Consider the following 21,067-nt stretch of genomic DNA (forward strand, 5'->3'; position numbering starts at 1 on the left):
GAAATGATTTTGGTAAGTGGATGTCTTTGTGGTATTAACTGCAAATATGACGGTAACAATAATTTAAATGAAAAAATTCTTGAACTTTTAAGACAAGGGAAGGCTATACCAGTATGTCCAGAGCAACTTGGAGGACAGGCGACTCCTAGAGAAGCTCATGAGATTGTAAATGGTGATGGTGCTATGGTCTTAGATGGAAAATGTAGGGTTTTAGGAAGAGATGTAAGTGATGATGTAACTGGTGAATTTATTAAAGGTGCAGAGGAAACATTAAATATAGCTAGAGAGTTAAAAATTGATACAGCTATTTTAAAGGCAAGGAGTCCATCATGTGGAAAAGGAATTATATATGATGGTACTTTTTCAGGTGGTAAAAAAACAGGTAATGGAGTAACTGCAGAGCTTTTAATTAGAAATAATATAAAGATTTATACTGAAGATGAATTGGATAAATTCTTTGAGGAAAATAATATTTAGTTTTATAGTTAGGTGGGGATTTTATGAATTATAGTGATGTTAGAAAAGAAGCTAGAGTTAATTTAAATAATAGCTGTAAAGTATGTAATGTATGCAATGGAGTTGTTTGTGCAGGAGAAGTCCCAGGTATGGGTGGAAAAGGTACTGGAAATGCATTTACAGAAAACATTAGAGCTCTTGAAAGATATAAGCTTAATATGCGCGTAATTCACGATGCTAAGGATCCAGATACAGCTATTGAGATTTTTGGTAAGAAGTTAGATATACCAGTTTTTGCAGCTCCAGTTTCAGGAACTACTCTTAACATGGGTGGAAAGTATTCTGAAGAAGAGTATATTTCTTGGGTTATTGGAGGTACTTTAGATGCAGGTATATACCCAATGGTAGGAGATACAGCAGTAGATACATTTTTAACAACTAATTTAAAAGTGTTAAAGGAGTTTAATGGTGAAGGTATTGTATTTATAAAACCATGGGAAAATAAAAATATAATTGAAAAGATAAAATTAGCTGAGGAGTCAGGAGCATTTGCCGTAGGCGTGGATATAGATGCCTGTGGACTTATAACTTTAGCTCTTCATGGGAAGCCAGTAATGCCTAAAGGAGTAAAGGAGATAAAGGAATTAGTTAACAGTACTAAACTTCCATTTATACTAAAGGGAATTATGACAGTAGATGAAGCATTACTTGCAGTAGAATCAGGTGTAGATGCTATAGTAGTTTCTAACCATGGAGGTAGAGTTTTAGATGAAACTCCAGGTGTAGCAGATGTTCTTGAAGATATAGCAAAAGCAGTAAAGGGTAAAGTTAAGATTTTAGCTGATGGAGGAGTAAGAACAGGAGTAGATGTACTTAAATTCTTAGCCCTTGGTGCAGATGCTGTATTAATAGGAAGGCCTTTTGTAACTGCATCCTTTGGTGGTAAAAGAGATGGTGTAAAAACTTATGTTCATGGATTAAAGGGAGAGTTGAAATCTGCTATGGTACTTACGGGATGTAAAGATGTAGATAGTATAGATAAGAGAATTATATTCCAAAGAAAATAATCGAATAAGTAAAGTTTTTTAAAGTAATAAAAATTTTTAATAGATATCTTAAATTGTATAATTTAAGATATCTATTTTTGTTAATTTTAAATAAAAAATACACTATTACACTTTAGCAGTTAAAATTGACTCAGAAAGGATTACACATTATACTTAAAAGTAAGAAAATATAAAATATTATAAAAAAAGTGTTGGATATCTACTACTTATTTCAATTTTTTAGTAAACCTATACATAAGGAGTGAAAATATGGTTAAAAGTTTAGAAGAATTGTTAGAATTAGCAAAGAAAAAAGAAAAGAAAACTATGGCAGTAGCAGTAGCACAAGACAATGTTGTTCTAGAAGCAGTGATAAAGGCAGTGGACATGGGTATCATAAATGCTATATTAGTTGGAAATGAAGAGAAAATTAAAACTATAGCAAAAGATTCTAATATAGACTTATCTAGAGTAAGAATAATTAATGAGTGTGACATAACTAAGGCTGCAGCAAAGGCTGTGGAATTGGTTACAAAGGGCGAGGCTAATTATGTAATGAAAGGATTACTTGGGACTTCAGATTTATTAAGAGCTGTACTTAATAAGGAAGCAAATCTAAGAACAAATAATTTACTATCTCATGTAATGGTGTATGATGTAAAGTCTTATGATAAGCTGTTACTTCTTACCGATGGAGGAATGGTGCCATATCCAGAATTAAAAGATAAAATAGGAATATTAAAGAATGCAGTAACAGTGGCAAAAGCACTAGAGATAGATATGCCAAAGGTAGCACCAATTTGTGCTGTAGAAGTAATTAATCCATCAATGCAGGCAACTTTAGATGCAGCAGCTCTTTCAGCAATGAATAAGAGAGGACAAATTAAAGGTTGTATAATAGATGGTCCACTGGGACTTGATAACGCTATATCTAAGGAAGCGGCTCACCACAAAGGAATTGTAAGTGATGTAGCAGGAGAAGTGGATATACTTCTTGTACCTAATATTGAAGCTGGAAACTTCCTAGGAAAGTCTATGACTTATTTTGCTGGTGCTGAAAGTGCTGGAGTAATTGTAGGTGCAAAATGCCCCGTAGTATTGGTTTCTAGAGCAGATAGTGCAAAATCCAAGCTTTATTCAATAGCATTAGGTAGTATTTTAGGGTAAACAATTATTGGGGAATAATTGAAGTAGGATAGTTAATTAATTATTAAAAGATAAATTGTAATGGGGGAATGTGAATATGAAAAAGGTTATAATGACTGGTAATGAAGCCATCGCTAGAGGTGCCTATGAAGCTGGATGTCATGTAGCATCAGCTTATCCAGGAACACCTAGTACAGAAATATTAGAGAACTTTGCATTATATGAAGGTGTATATGCAGAATGGGCACCAAATGAAAAGGTTGGTTTTGAAGTAGCATCAGGTGCATCTATTGGAGGAGCAAGAGTGCTTACTACAATGAAGCATGTAGGACTTAATGTGGCTGCTGACCCATTATTTACTATGGCATATGAAGGAGTTAACGGAGGTTTTGTAGTTGTAACTGCTGATGATCCAGGAATGCACTCTTCTCAAAATGAGCAAGATAACAGATTTTATGCTCCTCATGCTAAGGTTGCAATGGTTGAACCATCAAACTCACAAGAATGCATTGACTATATGAAGGAAGCATATGAAATAAGTGAAAAATTTGATACATTAGTTTTATTTAGAGTTACAACTAGAATTTCACACTCTAAAACAGTAGTAGAGGTTGGAGATAAACAAGCTGTAGAAGTGAAGCCATATGAAAAAAATATTAAAAAATATATAATGACTCCAGGTCATTCAAAAATTAAACACTATGAAGTAGAAGAGAGATTAGAGAAGCTAAGACAATATTCTAATACTACAAAGCTTAATAGAATGGAAATGGGCAATACAAAGATAGGTATAATTACTAGTGGTATTTCTTATGAATATTGTAGAGAAGTTTTTGGAGATAATGCATCATACCTAAAGATAGGTTTCTCTTACCCATTACCAGATGAAATGATTAAAGAGTTTGCATCTAAGGTAGAAAAATTATATGTAGTAGAAGAGAATGATCCATACTTAGAAAATTCAGTTAAAGCTTTAGGAATTAGCTGCATAGGTAAGGAAGTTATTCCTATATGTGAAGAACTAAATCCAGCCATTATTAGAAGAGGTATTTTAGGAGAAGAAAATAAAATAACTTATACAGCAGATACTAATCCACCTTCTAGACCACCAGTGCTATGTCCAGGATGTCCTCACAGAGGAATATTCTATGCAGTATCAAAATATAAGGATGTAATAGCTTCTGGAGATATTGGATGCTATACTCTTGGTATGAATGCACCACTTAGTGTAACTGACACTGTAATTTGCATGGGTGCTTCTATATCAGCTGGTGTAGGAATGGAAAGAGCTAGTATAGTAGCTAATAGAGAAGATAAAAAGGTATTTGCATTTATTGGAGATTCAACGTTCTTCCATTCAGGAGTAACTGGATTAATTGAAAGTGTTTATAACAATACACCGATAGTAACTGTAATTCTTGATAACAGAATCACAGGAATGACAGGGCACCAAGAAAATCCAGGAACAGGTAGAACCCTTCAAAATAGAGAAGCTCCAATGGTAGATATTGAAGCTTTAGTCCTTGCATGTGGTATTAAAAAGGAAAATATAAAGGTAGTAGATCCATATAAAATAGAAGAAACTTCAAAGGCTGTAAAAGAAGCTCATGATAGCACAGAACCTTTTGTAATTATTACAAAACAACCTTGTGCTTTGATAAAAGACGTATTAAAGAAAAGAGCTAACTTAAAGTGTAAAGTTGATGTAGAGAAATGTAAGAAGTGTAAAATGTGCTTAAAAACAGGATGTCCAGCATTGAAATTCCAAAATGGTGTAGTGGAAATAGATGAAAGCATGTGTAATGGTTGTGAAATATGTAAGCAAGTTTGTCCATTTGATGCTATAGAAAAGGTTGGTGAATAATATGAAGGAAGTAAAAAGTATATTATTTATAGGTGTAGGAGGACAAGGAACTATCCTAGCTTCAAAAATATTATCTGAAGGCTTGTTAAGAAATGGCTATGACGTTAAAATGTCTGAGGTTCATGGAATGGCTCAAAGAGGAGGAAGTGTTACTACTCAAGTTAGATTTGGAGAAAAAGTCTATTCTCCTTTAATAGAAAAAGGAAAAGCTGATGCCATAGTTGCTTTTGAAAAAAGTGAAGCACTAAGAGCACTACCTTATTTAAAAGAAGGTGGACATTTAATAGTAAATGATTATGAAATTCATCCTGTACCAGTACTAATAGGACTAGAAAAGTATCCAGAGGGTGTAAATGAGGCACTAAGATCTACAGCAGAAAATACAGTTATAATTAAAGCGGCAGAAATTGCAAAAGATCTAGGTAATATGAAAGCACAAAACGTTGTATTACTAGGAGCGTTACTTAAAGCCCTAGATATAAAGGAAGTAAATTGGGAAGAGGTTGTAGCTTCATTAGTGCCAGCAAAGGCTGTAGAGTTAAATAAGAAAGCTTTAGTTGCAGGAATGGAAGTATAGAGGAAAATCAGAAGAGTTAATTTCATGATTAAAGCTTGTTCATTATAAGGTTTAGAATAAGTTTCTATAAAATATTAGCTTTACTCTATTATATAGAGGTAAAGCTAATATTTTTTATATAAGCAATAAATTTATATGATTTTCATTATTTTCTGATATAATATATTATAGTAAAAGTCTGAAAAGTAGATCTAATGATAATAAGAGTATATTAAGTTTAGTGGTTACTATTCATAATTATATAAGTAAAATTACTATGGGAGGATAATTAATGGGAATATACAAAGCACCAAATTCAGAAGAAAAAAAAGCTATAAAAAAATATAGTAAGTTATTTGAAGATATTAAGATATCTGAGCCAGCGCTATTTTTGGGAAATACATATAAAGAGGTAATATTTGAAAAGAAAGGTATTGTCAGCTTAATTGGTAAGAAAAAGGGATATATATATATTGATGTAAATAATAAAGTAGTAGAAGATGAGAAAACAATAATGAGACTAGGAAGAATATTCTTTTTCATGGAAGCATTCTTAAATGATGATAATGGTAGTATAATTAAGGCTCTTCAAAATGAAGAAGAAGTAGAAAAAAATAAAACTGATTTGGAATTAATGATGAAAGGCTTTGAAATCATTGAGAAAATGAATAAAAAATATGATATTGAACATAAGGAAGTTGAAAAGGTTAAAGATATATTATCAAAACTAATAGAACTTAGAGCTAAAACTAACTTGAAATTACAAGATTTTCTTAAGGTAGTACAGGAAGAAACATCAAAACAGAAATACTTTGATGAAAATATTATTGAAGCATGTATGCCAGCATATAAAGAAGTGATGGCATGTAATTATGAAAAGGTGATACTCATAGCTAAAGGATCTTCAAGTTATAACTGCTTAAAAAAGGCGGCAGAGAAAGTAAGGAAAAAATATACTATAAGATTTAATATATCTTATACAGATCCATTAATGAAGGTAAACTATATGATGGGTTATTTTGAAAGTTTAATTAGAGCTTATGAAAGCATTATTAACATGTCTTATAATCAGTATTTAAAAAGTATAGTAAATTCAGGAAGAACCAATGCTGAATTTAAATTATTAGAGTTAAGAAATAAGAAAAAAAATTAAAAGATCAATACAGTTAAAGATTAATAAAAATAATTAAAGGTATGTATGTGAGAGATATCATACCTTTAATTATTATAATTTATATAATATAAAATTCACATTTATTATTCAACGTTAATAAATACTGCATCCTCATCTTTAACTACATTTATATACTCAACTTCAGGATCTTCAGTACCTTGAACATAAAGGCCAGTATCTTTTAGTTGTTGAACATAATCTACAATTTCTTGTGTGATTTTTTCTCCCGGGCATAGTACAGGTATTCCTGGTGGATAAGCCATTAGGAATTCACCACTAATCATGCCTACGCTATTTTTAATTCTAACAGAAGTTTTAACACTGTTGAAGGCTTCGTTAGGAATCTGTATTTGCTCAGGAATGGAAGGGATGTCTATGAAGTCTGCTTTAGCAGTACCCTTGCCATAATAGTCATCACTGATTTCTCTCAAAGCTCTTAAAAGTCTTTCCATGCCATCTTCAGTATCGCCAAAGGAACCTACAATAAGGACATTATATAAATCCGAAAGTTCCATTTGAATATGATACTTGTTTGTTAAAATCATATCCAAATCATAACCAGTTATACCTAAATCTCTACAAGTTATTGTAATTTTAGTTGGATCAAAGGCATATGCTCCAGGAACTCCTAAGATTTCTTCGCCAAAGCAATAGAAACCAGGGATTTTATTAACTTCATCTCTAACATAATTAGAAAGTTCTATTGTTTTATCTAGTAATTCTTCTCCACCCAATGCAATTTGTCTTCTAGCAGTATCTAATGAAGCCATTAGAATATAAGAAGGCGAAGTTGTATGCATTAAGTTTAAAACCTGTTTTACCCTTGGAATACTTACTCTTTTAGAGTTAACTTGAAGTAGAGATCCTTGAGTTAAAGCACCAATAATTTTATGAGTACTTTGAGCACAGATATCAGCACCAGCTTCCATGGCAGACATAGGTAAATTTTTATTAAAGTTTAAATGCGGTCCATGAGCCTCATCAACTATTAAAGGAATATCATATTCATGAACGATATCAGCAATTTGCTGAATGTCTGTAGATACACCATAATAAGTTGGATTGATTATAAGAACAGCTTTAGCATCCTTATTAGCTTCCAATGTAGTTCTTACTGTTTCAGGTGTAACTCCATTTGCAATTCCTATCTTTTTATCTAACTCAGGCTGCATATATACAGGGATAGCACCAGCTAAGATAATTCCTCCAGTAATGGATTTATGAACATTCCTAGGAATTATTATTTTGTCCCCAGCACCTACTACAGAAAGAATCATTGCTTGAATAGCGCCGGATGTTCCATGAACAGAGAAAAAGCATGCATCTGAACCGTAGGCATCAGCAGCTAATTCTTGAGCTTTTTTTATAGGACCTGTTGGATGATGATAACTATCTACTAGTTTAAAAACTGTAACGTCAATCTTAAACGGATTTTCGCCCATGAAGTTTTTAAAATCTATGTCTACTCCAACACCTTTTTTATGCCCAGGAACATGGAATGGAAGAGTGTCTCTATTCACATATTCCATTAAGGCATCAAATAATGGGGTTTCATTTTGGTTTAACTTATACAATTCCATACCCTCTTTCTAATTTATAAAGTATAGAGATATCAATAATATAATTTAATGACCTCCCTATAATAATTTTACTCCAAATATAATATTTATAAAGTTATAAAACAAATTTATTATAGAATAATATTAGTATCAATGCAATAAGATTTTAGTTTATAATTAAATATTTATAATGTTTTACTTATTATATGAGTTATAAGATTATAAATGTATAATAAAGCATATAAATTTTATGCGTTTATTAAATTGTGTTATATAAAAAATAAAAAAAATACGAAAATATTACTTTATACAAAAAACAGATGATTAAAAATAAAATAAATGGTAATATAGTTTAGTGGAATAAATTAAAAAATATAGAATAGTAAGAAGGTGCATTATGAGTAATGAAAATTATTTTTTAGAAAAACTTGAGAAAATGCTATTTCTTGAAATAAAAAAAGGTAGCAAAATAAATGAATATGTATTTAAAGATAATATATATCTACCAGTAAATTCAGATAAAATAGTTTCCAAAACTAAAGAAGGAGATGATTTATCTAATATTCCTGTTAATTTTTTTATAGAGGGAATTTTTTATGCACTAGGAGCAGATAAAAACTTTAAATTTAATCATGTATATAAGGAAATAATAGAATCCATTCCTAATAGCGTTAATTATATAAAAGGAAAAATATTTGAGAATATTAAAAATGAAAAGTATGAAGATGGATATATATTATTAAAAGGATTATTGGAAGTTGAAATTACAACAGATAATTTAAATAAAGCTTTTATTTTAATTGATGGAATGAGAAAAAATAATATTGTATTTAAAGAAGAGATTATTAAACTTATTGAAATTGGAAAAGAGATTAAGGATTATCCACAACCCTATTATTATTCAGCCTTAGTAAGTTATGAAGATAAAGATTTTGAAAAAGCTCATTTTAATATTAAACAATATATATCATTGGGAGGAAATGTAAGTGAAGAGGTTGAGGTATTAAAAGAGAATCTAGATATAATCAATTCTTTTGATAAGGGGAAAGAACTTGTATATGAAGAGCCAAAGAAAGCGTTAGAAGTATTATTACCACTAATAGATGTATTAGGGGATAGCGCTGAGATATTTTATTATATTGCAGTTTCTTATAGAATTTTACAAAACTATGAAAAAGCTATATACTATTTAAATGAAGCATTATCTATAGATAGTAACTATGTTCAGGTGTTTAATGAACTTGGGATAAACTATGCTTGCTTGAATGATTTCGAAACTGCAATTAAGTATTTAAGGAAAGTATTTGAGGTTACCAAATCTATAGAGGTATGCACTAATTTAATAATGTGTTATATAAATATTAAGGATTTTAATCAAGCAAAAATACATTTAGATATAGCTAAAAAATTAGATCCAGAGGATGAAATTGTAAAGGAACTTGAAGAAACATTAGGATAATCAAACGAAAAAGAATGTATCAATAGAATATAAATAATTAAATAATATTTTATGAATAACTTTGAATGCAATTGTGTTTACATGCAAAAAACAGTATAATAACTGTGATAAACTTTTGAAATTTGCATTTCAAAACATCTTGAAGTATTTGATTACCATAATTGATTTAGGAAGTGAAGTTATGAAAAAAGAAAATAAAAATATAGTTTTAGATGTAATTCTTGTCGCAATAAGTTTATATTTGGCTTTATTACTAAAATTTGATTTCAGGATACAACCTGATTATAGAGAGTTTTTTATATTATCAATAGTTCCAGTTGTAGCATTAACAATTATATTTAATATGATATTCAAACTATATAGTAATATTTGGAAATATGCATCTGTTGAGGAGTTACTATCGATAGTATATTCTATGACTGCTTCTAATATAGTATTTATAATCTATGGTTATTTTATAAGCCACACTATGTTAAAAAGTAGATTTTTTAGATTTCCAATAACTGTTCATATTATATTTTGGCTATTGAGCGTAATAAGCTTAGGTGGAGTTAGATTTTTATATAGAATCATGGAGAATAATGGAACAGATAAAGGATCGATTAACAAAAAAAAGAATTTGTTAATCATAGGTGCTGGAGATGCTGGAGCTATACTTATTAAAGAAATAAATAATAATAGTACTTTGCACTATAAAATTGTTGGGTTGATTGATGATAATATAAATAAGATAGGTAAGAGAATTCATGGAGTAAAGGTTGTAGGAGATAGAAATAAGATTATATCCTTTTGTAAGCAAAACAAAGTTGATGAAATAATGCTTGCGATGCCATCAGTGGATAAGAATACTAAGAAAGAAATTCTAGATATATGTAAACAGGTGACAAAAAATATTAAAACCATGCCAGGTATTTATAAAATTATTGATGATAGCATAAATGTAAATCATATGAGAGATGTGAACATTGATGATTTATTGGGAAGAGAATCGATAAAGCTAAAATCGGAGCATATAGAAAGATATATAAAAAATAAAACAATACTAGTTACTGGTGGTGGTGGAAGTATTGGGTCTGAAATTATTAGGCAAATAGCAAAATTCTCACCTAGAAAAATAATTATTCTGGATATATATGAGAATAATGCTTATGATTTAGAAATGGAATTTAACAGAAACTATCCAGAAATAAATAAACAAGTAATTATTGCTTCTGTAAGAGATATGATAAGAATAGATCAAATATTTGACGAGCACAAACCAGAAGTGGTATTCCATGCAGCAGCTCATAAGCATGTACCTTTAATGGAGGGAAATGCAGGGGATGCAATTAAAAATAATATTTTAGGTACATATAATGTAGCTAAATGCTGTAATAAATATAATGTTAAAAAGTTTGTTTTAATTAGTACAGATAAGGCAGTAAATCCAACTAATGTAATGGGAGCCACTAAAAGATTTTGTGAACTTATAATTCAAGCTTTTAATGAAGTTAGTAAAACAGATTATGTAGCAGTTAGATTTGGAAATGTTCTTGGAAGTAATGGTTCAGTAATACCACTATTTAAAAAGCAAATTGAAAAGGGTGGACCAGTAACTGTAACCCATCCAGAAATAACAAGGTTCTTTATGACTATTCCTGAGGCTGCTCAATTAGTTATTCAAGCTGGTGGTCTTGCAGATGGTGGAGAGATATTTGTATTAGATATGGGTAAACCGGTTAAAATGGTTGATTTAGCAAGAGATTTAATAACATTATCTGGATATAAGCCAGATGTAGATATTAAAATAGAATATGTGGGATTAAGACCAGGTGAAAAGTTGTATGAAGAGCTTTTAATGGATGAAGTAGCACTTACATCTACAGAGCATAATAAAATTTTTGTAGAAAAACCTAAAGATGCTACTATAGAATTTATTGAAGAAGCTATAAAACAGTTTAGAAATGTAGATAATATGACTAAAGAAGAAATAATAAAATTGCTTGAAGAAAAAGTTCCTACATATAAAAGAAAGAAAGACTAAGATATGTAACGAATTGTGTAATGTAATAAATTACTAATAGGAGGAACAATTATGAGTCAATTAAAGGAAGAATTATTATTAAAATTAAAGAATAAAACAGCTAAACTAGGTGTAGTAGGTCTTGGATATGTAGGACTTCCTCTAGCAGTAGAAAAAGCTAAGGCGGGATATGAAGTTATAGGATTTGATGTTCAAGATAAAAAAGTTGTTATGGTTAACAATGGAGAAAATTATATAGGTGATATAGTAGATAATGACTTATCAGCCCTTGTTAAAGCGGGTAAGCTAAAAGCAACTACGAATTTTAGCTTCATAGAAGAAGTAGATACAGTATGTATAGCTGTACCAACACCTCTTGATCTTTATAAACAGCCGGACTTATCCTATGTAGTTAACTCAACAAAAGATGTAGCAAAATACTTAAAGCGAGGAATGCTTATAATTCTTGAGAGCACAACCTATCCTGGAACAACGGATGAAGTTATAAAACCAATTCTTGAAGAAAGTGGATTAAAATGTGGAGAGGATTTCTTTTTAGCATTTTCACCAGAAAGAGTAGATCCCGGTAATAAGGAATATAACACTAAAAATACACCTAAGGTTGTAGGTGGATGTACACCAGAGTGCACTGAGGTTGCAGGAACTTTATACAGATGTGTATTGGATGGAGAAATTATGGAGGTATCGTCACCAGCAGTAGCTGAGATGGAAAAAATTCTTGAAAATACCTTTAGAAATATAAATATAGCCTTAGCTAATGAAATGGCAATATTGTGTAAGAGGATGGGAATTGACGTTTGGGAAGTTATTGAAGCTGCAAAAACTAAGCCTTATGGATTTATGCCATTCTATCCAGGTCCAGGTCTTGGTGGTCACTGTATACCACTAGATCCATTCTACTTGGAATGGAAGGCAAAAGAGTATGATTATCATACAAAACTTATAGAGACTTCAGGTATAATTAATGATTCTATGCCAGAATTTGTAGTTGAGAACGTGATGAAGCTTTTAAACGGACATAAAAAGGCGTTAAATGGTGCAAAAGTACTTGTTATGGGTGCAGCATATAAAAAAGATATAGATGATATGAGAGAGTCACCAACATTGAAAGTCCTTGAGATATTAAACAAAAATGGTGCGGACATAATGATTAATGATCCATATATTCCGTCTTTTAAACATAAAGGTATTGAATATATATCAGTAGATTGGGAAAAAGAAATTGATAATGCTGATATAGTAATCATCACTACAGATCACAGTTGTTACGACTATGAATTGATGGTTGAAAAGGCTAAGATCCTTTATGATACAAGAAATGCGACAAAGGATGTTAAAAAAAATAGAGATAAAATAAATAAACTTTAATATATTAAGTGTATTAGATACAGCACTACAATGTCTTTTGTGCTGTATCTAATAATTATGAATAAAAATTTAATAGATAATATTGGTAATAATTAACCATATTTAAAGGGTTCGAGTTTAGTCTTAATCCCTAAAATATATTAGGAGGAATTGGTATGAAATTATTTAATGTAGCTGTTATTGGATGTGGAAGGATATCCTATAAGGGAATAGAAGCAGTGGTTAATAACAAGGAAAGGCTACAGTTGGTATCAACTTGTGACCCTATAGAAGAAAAAGCTATTGCAAAGAAAAATGAATATATTGACAAGTTAGGTAAGGAAGTTAAAGTTAATATATATAAAGATTATAAAGAAATGTTAGAAAAAGAAGATATAGATATAGTGTATATAGCAACTGAAAGTGGATATCATCCAGAAATTGCTATAAATTGTATGAAAAAACATATTCATGTTATAGTTGAAAAACCAATGGCGTTATCAATTAAAGATGCTGATGAAATGATAGCTTGTGCTAAAGAAAATAATGTTAAATTATGTGTATCACATCAAAATAGATTTAATACTGCTATTCAAAAACTAAGAAGTGAAGTTGAAGCAAATAATTTTGGTAAGATGGTTAATGGTACAGCAAGAATACTTTGGAATAGAAACATGGGATATTATGAGCAAGCTCCTTGGAGAGGGACTTATGAACTTGATGGTGGAACATTAATGAATCAATGTATCCATAATATAGATTTACTACAATGGATGATGTGCTCAGATGTTGATACAGTATATGCTCAATGTGATACTTTCTTAAGAGATATTGATGCAGAAGATTTTGGAGCTATATTAATAAGGTTTAAAAATGGTGCCATAGGGATAATAGAAGGAAGTGCTTGTGTGTATCCTACAAATTTAGAGGAAACATTAAGTATTTTTGGGGAAAAGGCAGCTGTTTGCATAGGAGGCCTTGCAGTAAATAAAATTGAAACTTGGAGAATTGAAGGCTCAGAAGAAAGTGAGGAAAAAGTTTTGGCAGCACAAGAAGCAGATCCAGATAGTGTTTATGGATTTGGACATACTTTATTATTTAAAGATGTAGTAGACTCTATCATAGAAGATAGACAGCCACTGGTAAGTGGAGAAGAGGCTAAAAAACCTCTAGAAATAATATTAGCTGCTTACAAGTCTACAGCAACTGGAATGCCTGTTAAGTTTCCATTAGGCGATTTTTCTACTATGGATATGAAGGAAATGAAAAATAAGTAAGTGAGGGTTCACTGTGGGATATAAAAAGAATATAGCAAGTAACTTTGTTACTCAAATAATTACGTCAGTTTTGGCCTTTATAGTGAGCATTATAGTTTCTAGAGTGCTAGGAGCAGAGGGAAAAGGTGAGGTGGCATACTTTCTATTGTTTTTTACAACAATAGGACAGTATGGTCACTTTGGAATAACTTATGCTACACCGTATTTTAGTAAGAAGACACAGTATAGTAGTGAGGAAGTTTTTAATAATAATTTTTCTTATATAATATTTATGTGTATTATACAGTCCATTATAGTGGTTATTGGTAGAAGTTCAGGTTTGATTTTCCAAGGTTATAATTATGGAATGATTTTATTGGGGATATTAATATTATCTTTTACTATGATAACTGAATTTTTATCAACAGTATATATATCTAATGAGAAAATTATTGAAGTAAATAAAATTACATTAACATCAAACATAGTGAAAATTGCATTGACTATAATATTATGGTTTACTGGATTGCTAAATATATATAGTTACTTAATGATTTTATCCTTACCAGTAATATTTAATGCTATATTACTAGGAAGAAGATATAATCAAAGATTTAAATTATTAATAAATAAAAGCATAATGATTAAAGAATTTAAGTTTGGAATAACTATATATTTAGCAACTTTATTTATTTTTATGAATTATAAAATAGATCAATTTTTCATAAAATTTATGTTAGGAACTACAGATTTAGGAGTATATAGTATAGCTGTATCTTTAGCAGAACTATTATTTTTAATCCCTGGTAGTGTGGCAAGTGCAATTTTGGGAAGATTATATAATATGAAAAATGATACATCAGAAGAAAGAGCAAGACTAACTAGCAATACTATAAAGGTTACGTTTTACGTTACATTTGTACTTATGATAATTGGTATTTTATGTACATATATTATTCCTGTTTTATATGGAGAGCAGTATCGAGGTGCTATAATGCCTACAATTATATTATTTGTTGGAATTTTATTTGCATCAATAGGTAAAATATCTTCATCATACTTTCAAAGTTCTGGTCAACCTAAGGTACATTTATATATAACTTTTACTGTATTTGTAATAAATATTGTATTTAACACGGTGTTAATTCCAATTTGGGGGATAAGTGGTGCTGCAATTGCTTCTAGTATTTCATATTTTGCATATGGAATTATATATGTAATTATTTTTATTAAAAAAGAAAATTTTACATTTGAGGGACTGTTTTTATTTAGTGAAAATGATAAAAATGTGATTAGAGAGATGAAATACAAGGTTTTGAAAAAGCGTTGGAGGTAATATGAAAAAATATTTAGATTATATCAAAGAAAATAAGCAAAAAGCAGGAATATTATTATTTATAATAATAATAGTTTTATTAACCATATCAATATGTGTTAAAATTAGTATTACAAAGAAACAGAATGCTGAAAAATATAAATATGATAAAATTATAACTTTTAAAGATAATAATTTTGAAAAATCTATAAGAAGAGAAATTAAAAAGTATATTGGTAATATTTATGAGAGTGATTTGGTTGGTATTGGTACTTTAGATTTAAGTGAAAGTAAAATTGAAAGCATTGAAGGAATCCAATATTTTCATTCACTTACTGATTTAAACTTAAGCAAAAATAAAATAATAGATATAGAACCATTAAAAGGATTAACGTATCTTAAAATATTAAATTTAAGTTCTAATCAGATTGAAGATATAACTTTTTTATCAAATCTTAATAATTTATTAGATCTGGATTTATCTTACAATAGTATACGTAATGTTGAACCTTTAGGTAAAATAGATAGTATAATATGCTTGGATATAGCTAGAAATAATATTAGTAGTGCAACTACACTAACTAACTTAAAAAACTTAAAAATTCTAAATATAGCTAATAACAGATTAAATAAATTTGATGATTTAACTAAAATAACACAGTTAGTAAATCTTGATATTTCAAATAATTCAATTATGAGTTTAAAAGGAATTGAAAATTTAATTTATATTAATGAATTTAAAGCAAATGGAAATGGTATAGAGGAAATAGATAGCCTTAAAAGTAATGAATATTTACAAATACTAGAGCTATCTAATAATAATTTAGATAATTTAAGATTTGTTGAAGAAAACATAAATCTTCAAAGTTTAACAGTTTCTTACAATGATATTTCAGATTTGAGTTATATAAATAGACTACATAACTTGGAAAAAATCAATATAAGATATACTAATATAGAAAATATTGAATTATTAGTAAAACTTCCGAGTTTAAATGAAATATATGTAGATGATAGATTAGATAGAACACCGTTATTAGATATGAAAACAAGATTTAAAAATGCAGATACAAAGACTAAAGAATTTTTTATGGATGATATATACAACAATAAGTAAAGGAAGAAAAGTTTATGACTTTAAAAATATTATTAGTTACATTAGGATTGACAATAAGTACTTATTTGTTCAAAAAAGCAGCAGGAACATTAAGTATAAGAAAATTAAATTTAATATCTTATACATTTTATTTATTCATACTTCAAACATATATTGGTACTAGTTTGGTGTTTCTTGGAGATAAGCAGCACTATACTATTAACTATATTTTAAATAATGATACTATACCAAGAACTTTTTTCTATGTACTTTTAACAGCTATATTATTTCCTTCAGTTATAATTATATTATATAAAATATTAAAAGTAGATGTGAGAGATAGTTATAGTGAATATTTAAAGTGTGATACTAATATAGATAATGAAAAATTAGTTTTTTATATTGTTCTAGTATTTTCAAGCTTTTCTATAATTTTAATGATTCTTTTATTCATTAAGATTGGTTATATACCATTATTTAAAATGATATTTACAGAACAAGGATTTAACTTTAAAACAGCTAGAATAAATATTTCTAATATTACTATAATACATCAATATGTAAAGAATATACTTATTCTTTCTTTAATACCTGTATTTTCATATATATCTTTTGTTTACGCATATAAAACTAGGAAAATAAAATGGGCATTATTATTTGTTACTTTAGCTATATGCTCTATACTCACTAAGACATATAATTTTGCAAAAACGCCAGTTATATTTTACTTGTTTACATTTGTAATAGTATTTGTGATGTTAAATGATGGTATTAAAAGATACTTCTTATATATAATTATAGGATTTTTAAGTGGGTTAATTATTTTGTTCTATAAAGTAATGGGATATGTGCTTGAATTTTCTATTCATACAGGACCTATAAGTAGGTTGATATTTACTCAAGCTGGAACGCTTATGTATCATTTTGATTTCTTCCCTAATCACTTTCCATTTTTAATGGGTAGAAGTTTTTCAGGAACGATGCTTAGAATATTAGGTTCAGACTTGACGCCTTTACGTTCTGCTAAATTAATTATGGCATTCTATGGTTCGAGAAGTGTATTTGAAGGAACAGCTGGTGTTATGAATGCTCTTTTTATAGGAGAGGCTTATGCCAATTTTGGTTCAATAGGTGTACTCCTAAGTATAGTGTATGTGGCAATATTATTTGGGATAATATATTATTTATTTACTAAGAAGCTACGTAAAACTGCACTAAATGTTGCGTTATTTGGAATTTTAACTGGTGAATTAGCAAGTATTACTCAAGGTGGATTCTTTGACTTTATATATAATGCAAATATAATAATTATAGTGTTACTATTTATTTTTATTAACTATTTAAGCAAATATATATGTATTTATTTGAAAAATAGAAGAAGTAAGTCTAGTTAATAAGACTATATGTGATAAAATAATAAATTAGAGCAAAAGCCTGTTAATGTTGTAATTTTGTAAAGAGGTGAAAAAATGAAAAAATGTATTATATATTATCCATTTTATATTAATACAAGTTATCCTAGTGCATCTAATATTAGACCGATGAAGTTTATTGAAGGATTTAAATCTGCTGGATATGAAGTAGAAGTTGTTAAGGGGTACGGTGAAGAAAGAAAGAAAAAAGTAAAAGAGTTAAAAGAGAAAATTAAAAATGGAGAAAAATATGATTTTATATACACAGAAAGTGCTACAGAACCTACATTATTAACTGAAGCAAATCATATTCCAATGTTTCCATTTTTAGACTTTGATTTCTTCAATTTCTGTAAGAAGCGTGATATTAAAATAGGGTTATTCTATAGAGATATTTATTGGAGGTTTGATCAGTATAAGAAGAGTGTTCCTTTTATAAAAAGAATACCAGCATATATGTTTTATTATTATGATCTGCTAAAGTATAAAAAATATCTAGATGCATTATACTTACCATCTATAATGATGAAGGAGTATATTCCTATAGATTTAAATATACCAACTTATGATTTGCCATCAGGATGTGATGAATTAAGTGTTGATACTAGCTCAAATAAGAAAAGTAATCAGATTAAGATACTTTATGTAGGTGGTTTAGATAAAGAACTATATAATATAGAAGGTATAGTAAGGGCAATATATAAAAATGAAAAGTTCGCTTTAGATATTTGTTGTAGAGAAAATGAATGGCAAGCAGGAAAGCAAGATTATGAAAAATATTTAAATGATAGAATTAAAGTAATTCATAAAAGTGGTAAAGAGTTAGATGAAATTGCGATGAAAGCAGACTTCTTCTCTTTAGTAGTGGAAAGTTCAGAGTATAGAAAGTTTGCTATGCCGATGAAGTTATTTTCATATGTAGCTTATAGAAAGCCTATACTAGGTATTAAAGGAACTGCTGCAGGAAGATTTATAGAAGAAAATAATATTGGTTATGTTGTAAACTATACAGATAAGGATATAGAAGATATGTTAGATCATATTGCAAATAACTCAGAAAAAGAGAAAAATGATAAGTTAAAGGCAGTAGAAGTAGCCTATGAGAATAATACATGGAAAATGAGAGCAAAAACGGTAATGGAAAGCCTTATTGGTAAATAAGGACTAGTTCAAAGGAGATAAAAATGAAGATTTGTTATTTATCCGATGCAAATAGTATACATACAAAAAAGTGGTGTCAATTTTTTAAGACCAAGGGATACGATATACATGTAATTTCATTAAATGATGGTGAGATAGATGGAGTTACTGTACATAGTCTAAAAATACAATTAGAGAATGTAAGAAATGGAAGCTTTATGAGTAAGCTTCAATATCTTACGTATACAGGTAAGGTTAGAGCTTTAGTTAATGAAATAAAGCCAGATATATTGCATGCACACTATGCAACTAGCTATGCGTTTTTAGCTGGAGCTACTAATTTTCATCCTTACGTTATTTCTGTTTGGGGAAGTGATGTTTATGATTTTCCAAAACAGAATATATTATGTAGAAAATTTGTTGAGCGAAATTTATCTAAAGCAGATGTGTTGCTATCTACAAGTAAAGTTATGGCTGAGGAAACCAAGAAATATACTAATAAATCTATAGAAATAACTCCATTTGGTGTAGATATTAACTTATTTAAACCTAATAATAATAAATATGATGATAGAGAAGGTATAGTAATTGGAACAATTAAAGCCTTAGAAACTAAATATGGAATTGAGTATTTAGTAAGAGCTTTTGGAAGTCTAACAAAAAAATATGAAAATATTTACCTAGAAGTAGGAGGAATAGGATCTCAAAAGGAATATTTAGATAATCTATGTAAAGAATTAAATATAGAGAATAAAGTTAAATTTTTAGGATTTATAACCCAAGGAGAAGTAGTTCAGTCATTTAATAGATTTGATATTGCAGTATTTCCTTCAACGTTAGATAGTGAAAGTTTTGGAGTAGCAGCTGTAGAAGCTCAAGCTTGTGGTACTCCAACTATAGTATCAAATGTAGGTGGGTTACCAGAGGCTACATGTCCTGAAAAAAGTAGTATTGTAATTCCTAAAGAAAATGTTATTGACCTTGAGAAAGCCATAGAAAAGCTAATTATAGATAAAGAACTAAGAGTTTCTATGGGGAAATATGGAAGACGGTTTGTTGTTGATAACTACAATGTTAAAGATAATTTCAATAAGGTAGATGATATATATAAGCAACTGTTAACTAGTCAACGTAAGTAAGTTAAAAAGGAGTAGAAATTATGAAGATAATAACAGTTATTGGTGCTAGACCTCAATTTATTAAAGCTGCGGCAGTATCTAATAAGTTAAGAGAAAAACATGAAGAAATATTAGTTCATACAGGACAACATTATGATGAAAATATGTCAAAGATATTTTTTGATGAGTTAAACATACCTTATCCTAATTATAATCTTTCAGTTGGGTCTGGAGGACATGGAAAGCAAACTGGAGAGATGATGACAAAGTTAGAGGAAATATATGAAAAAGAAAAGCCAGATATGATTTTAGTATATGGTGATACAAACTCTACTTTAGCTGGAGCATTAGTTGCAAGTAAAATGTTAATTCCTGTAGTTCATGTTGAAGCGGGACTTAGGAGCTTTAATAAAGCTATGCCAGAAGAGCAGAATAGAATACTTACAGACCATTTATCATCCAAATTGTTTGCACCTACTGAAACAGCTATTAGAAACTTAAAAAATGAAGGTATAGTGGAGAATGTATATAATGTAGGAGATGTAATGTTTGATGCAGTTCTTCATTTTGGTGAGATCGCTAAGAAGAACAGTACAATAATTGAAAGATTAAATTTAGAAAATAAAGAATTTATATTAACTACAATACATAGGGCTGAAAATACTAATGATATTTCAAGATTAAAAAATATAATAGAAGCTCTTAATGCTAGTGATAAGACCATAGTTCTTCCATTACATCCAAGAACTAAAAAGTATATGAGTGATTATAACTTAGAGTTCGGTGATAATATAATAGTAATTGACCCAATAGGATATCTAGATATGCTTGCGTTAGAAAGCAACTGTATAAAGGTGGTAACTGATAGTGGCGGAGTACAAAAAGAAGCTTTCTTCATGAAGAAACCATGTATAACAATGAGAGATGAAACTGAATGGGTAGAGACTGTAGAAAATGATTGGAATAGAATTGTTGGAACTGATAGAGATAAAATACTAGATGCTATAGTTAATTTTATACCAAGCAAACCACAAATGGATATATTTGGAGATGGGAAATCTTCTGAAAAGATTTGTATCATTATAGAAAAATAAGATTGG

17 protein-coding genes are annotated in these 21,067 nt (G+C 29.2%); 16 read left to right on the plus strand and 1 reads right to left on the minus strand.

What is annotated here, in order from left to right; genetic code table 11:
- The first annotated feature begins 3 nt into the window (after nt 1-3).
- The 6 genes from B3Z56_RS07840 (at nt 4) to B3Z56_RS07865 (ending at nt 6,221) form a co-directional block, all read left to right on the plus strand.
- The gene (locus B3Z56_RS07840) at nt 4-477 is read left to right on the plus strand and encodes a DUF523 domain-containing protein (RefSeq protein WP_346848606.1); all 474 of its coding nucleotides are present in this window, start codon (nt 4-6) and stop codon (nt 475-477) included.
- A 23-nt stretch (nt 478-500) separates the two neighbouring features.
- Nucleotides 501-1,523, plus strand: a complete 1,023-nt coding sequence (locus tag B3Z56_RS07845) for an alpha-hydroxy-acid oxidizing protein (RefSeq protein WP_346848607.1) — start codon at nt 501-503, stop codon at nt 1,521-1,523.
- 249 nt (nt 1,524-1,772) lie between these two features.
- A complete protein-coding gene (locus B3Z56_RS07850; RefSeq protein WP_346848608.1) occupies nt 1,773-2,669 on the plus strand; it encodes a phosphate butyryltransferase in 897 nt (298 codons plus the stop codon).
- Nucleotides 2,670-2,745: 76 nt separating this feature from the next.
- Nucleotides 2,746-4,512: an indolepyruvate ferredoxin oxidoreductase subunit alpha gene (iorA, locus tag B3Z56_RS07855; RefSeq protein ID WP_346848609.1), complete on the plus strand. Its 1,767-nt coding sequence runs from the start codon at nt 2,746-2,748 to the stop codon at nt 4,510-4,512.
- Nucleotide 4,513: 1 nt separating this feature from the next.
- The gene (locus B3Z56_RS07860) at nt 4,514-5,089 is read left to right on the plus strand and encodes an indolepyruvate oxidoreductase subunit beta (RefSeq protein ID WP_346848610.1); all 576 of its coding nucleotides are present in this window, start codon (nt 4,514-4,516) and stop codon (nt 5,087-5,089) included.
- Between the two features lie 271 nt (nt 5,090-5,360).
- Nucleotides 5,361-6,221, plus strand: a complete 861-nt coding sequence (locus tag B3Z56_RS07865; RefSeq protein ID WP_346848611.1) for a hypothetical protein — start codon at nt 5,361-5,363, stop codon at nt 6,219-6,221.
- A 104-nt stretch (nt 6,222-6,325) separates the two neighbouring features.
- Here the strand turns inward: B3Z56_RS07865 and B3Z56_RS07870 are convergent, their stop codons facing one another.
- Entirely contained in the window at nt 6,326-7,816 is a 1,491-nt protein-coding gene (locus tag B3Z56_RS07870) for an aminotransferase class I/II-fold pyridoxal phosphate-dependent enzyme (protein WP_346848612.1), read from the minus strand.
- Between the two features lie 382 nt (nt 7,817-8,198).
- On the opposite strand from B3Z56_RS07870, the gene B3Z56_RS07875 reads away from it, so the two are divergent.
- From B3Z56_RS07875 to wecB, 10 genes are all read left to right on the plus strand, one after another.
- Nucleotides 8,199-9,260 (plus strand): tetratricopeptide repeat protein, encoded by a 1,062-nt coding sequence (locus B3Z56_RS07875; RefSeq protein WP_346848613.1) that lies wholly within the window; start codon nt 8,199-8,201, stop codon nt 9,258-9,260.
- A gap of 181 nt (nt 9,261-9,441) precedes the next feature.
- The gene (locus B3Z56_RS07880; RefSeq protein WP_346848614.1) at nt 9,442-11,283 is read left to right on the plus strand and encodes a nucleoside-diphosphate sugar epimerase/dehydratase; all 1,842 of its coding nucleotides are present in this window, start codon (nt 9,442-9,444) and stop codon (nt 11,281-11,283) included.
- Between the two features lie 51 nt (nt 11,284-11,334).
- Complete coding sequence (locus tag B3Z56_RS07885; RefSeq protein WP_346848615.1) at nt 11,335-12,651, plus strand: nucleotide sugar dehydrogenase; 1,317 nt, start codon at nt 11,335-11,337, stop codon at nt 12,649-12,651.
- Nucleotides 12,652-12,806: 155 nt separating this feature from the next.
- Nucleotides 12,807-13,907: a Gfo/Idh/MocA family oxidoreductase gene (locus B3Z56_RS07890; RefSeq protein ID WP_346848616.1), complete on the plus strand. Its 1,101-nt coding sequence runs from the start codon at nt 12,807-12,809 to the stop codon at nt 13,905-13,907.
- 13 nt (nt 13,908-13,920) lie between these two features.
- On the plus strand, nt 13,921-15,222 hold the full coding sequence (locus tag B3Z56_RS07895) for a flippase (RefSeq protein ID WP_346848617.1): 1,302 nt from the start codon (nt 13,921-13,923) through the stop codon (nt 15,220-15,222).
- Nucleotide 15,223: 1 nt separating this feature from the next.
- The gene (locus B3Z56_RS07900) at nt 15,224-16,318 is read left to right on the plus strand and encodes a leucine-rich repeat domain-containing protein (protein WP_346848618.1); all 1,095 of its coding nucleotides are present in this window, start codon (nt 15,224-15,226) and stop codon (nt 16,316-16,318) included.
- Between the two features lie 14 nt (nt 16,319-16,332).
- Nucleotides 16,333-17,691: an O-antigen polymerase gene (locus B3Z56_RS07905; protein WP_346848619.1), complete on the plus strand. Its 1,359-nt coding sequence runs from the start codon at nt 16,333-16,335 to the stop codon at nt 17,689-17,691.
- A gap of 75 nt (nt 17,692-17,766) precedes the next feature.
- Nucleotides 17,767-18,870: a glycosyltransferase family 1 protein gene (locus B3Z56_RS07910; protein WP_346848620.1), complete on the plus strand. Its 1,104-nt coding sequence runs from the start codon at nt 17,767-17,769 to the stop codon at nt 18,868-18,870.
- A gap of 23 nt (nt 18,871-18,893) precedes the next feature.
- Entirely contained in the window at nt 18,894-19,988 is a 1,095-nt protein-coding gene (locus tag B3Z56_RS07915; protein WP_346848621.1) for a glycosyltransferase, read from the plus strand.
- Between the two features lie 20 nt (nt 19,989-20,008).
- The gene (gene wecB, locus B3Z56_RS07920) at nt 20,009-21,061 is read left to right on the plus strand and encodes a non-hydrolyzing UDP-N-acetylglucosamine 2-epimerase (protein WP_346848622.1); all 1,053 of its coding nucleotides are present in this window, start codon (nt 20,009-20,011) and stop codon (nt 21,059-21,061) included.
- Nucleotides 21,062-21,067 lie beyond the last annotated feature (6 nt).

Source organism: Clostridium sp. UBA7791, assembly GCF_002480755.1.
GTDB classification, from domain to species: domain Bacteria; phylum Bacillota; class Clostridia; order Clostridiales; family Clostridiaceae; genus Clostridium_J; species Clostridium_J sulfidigenes.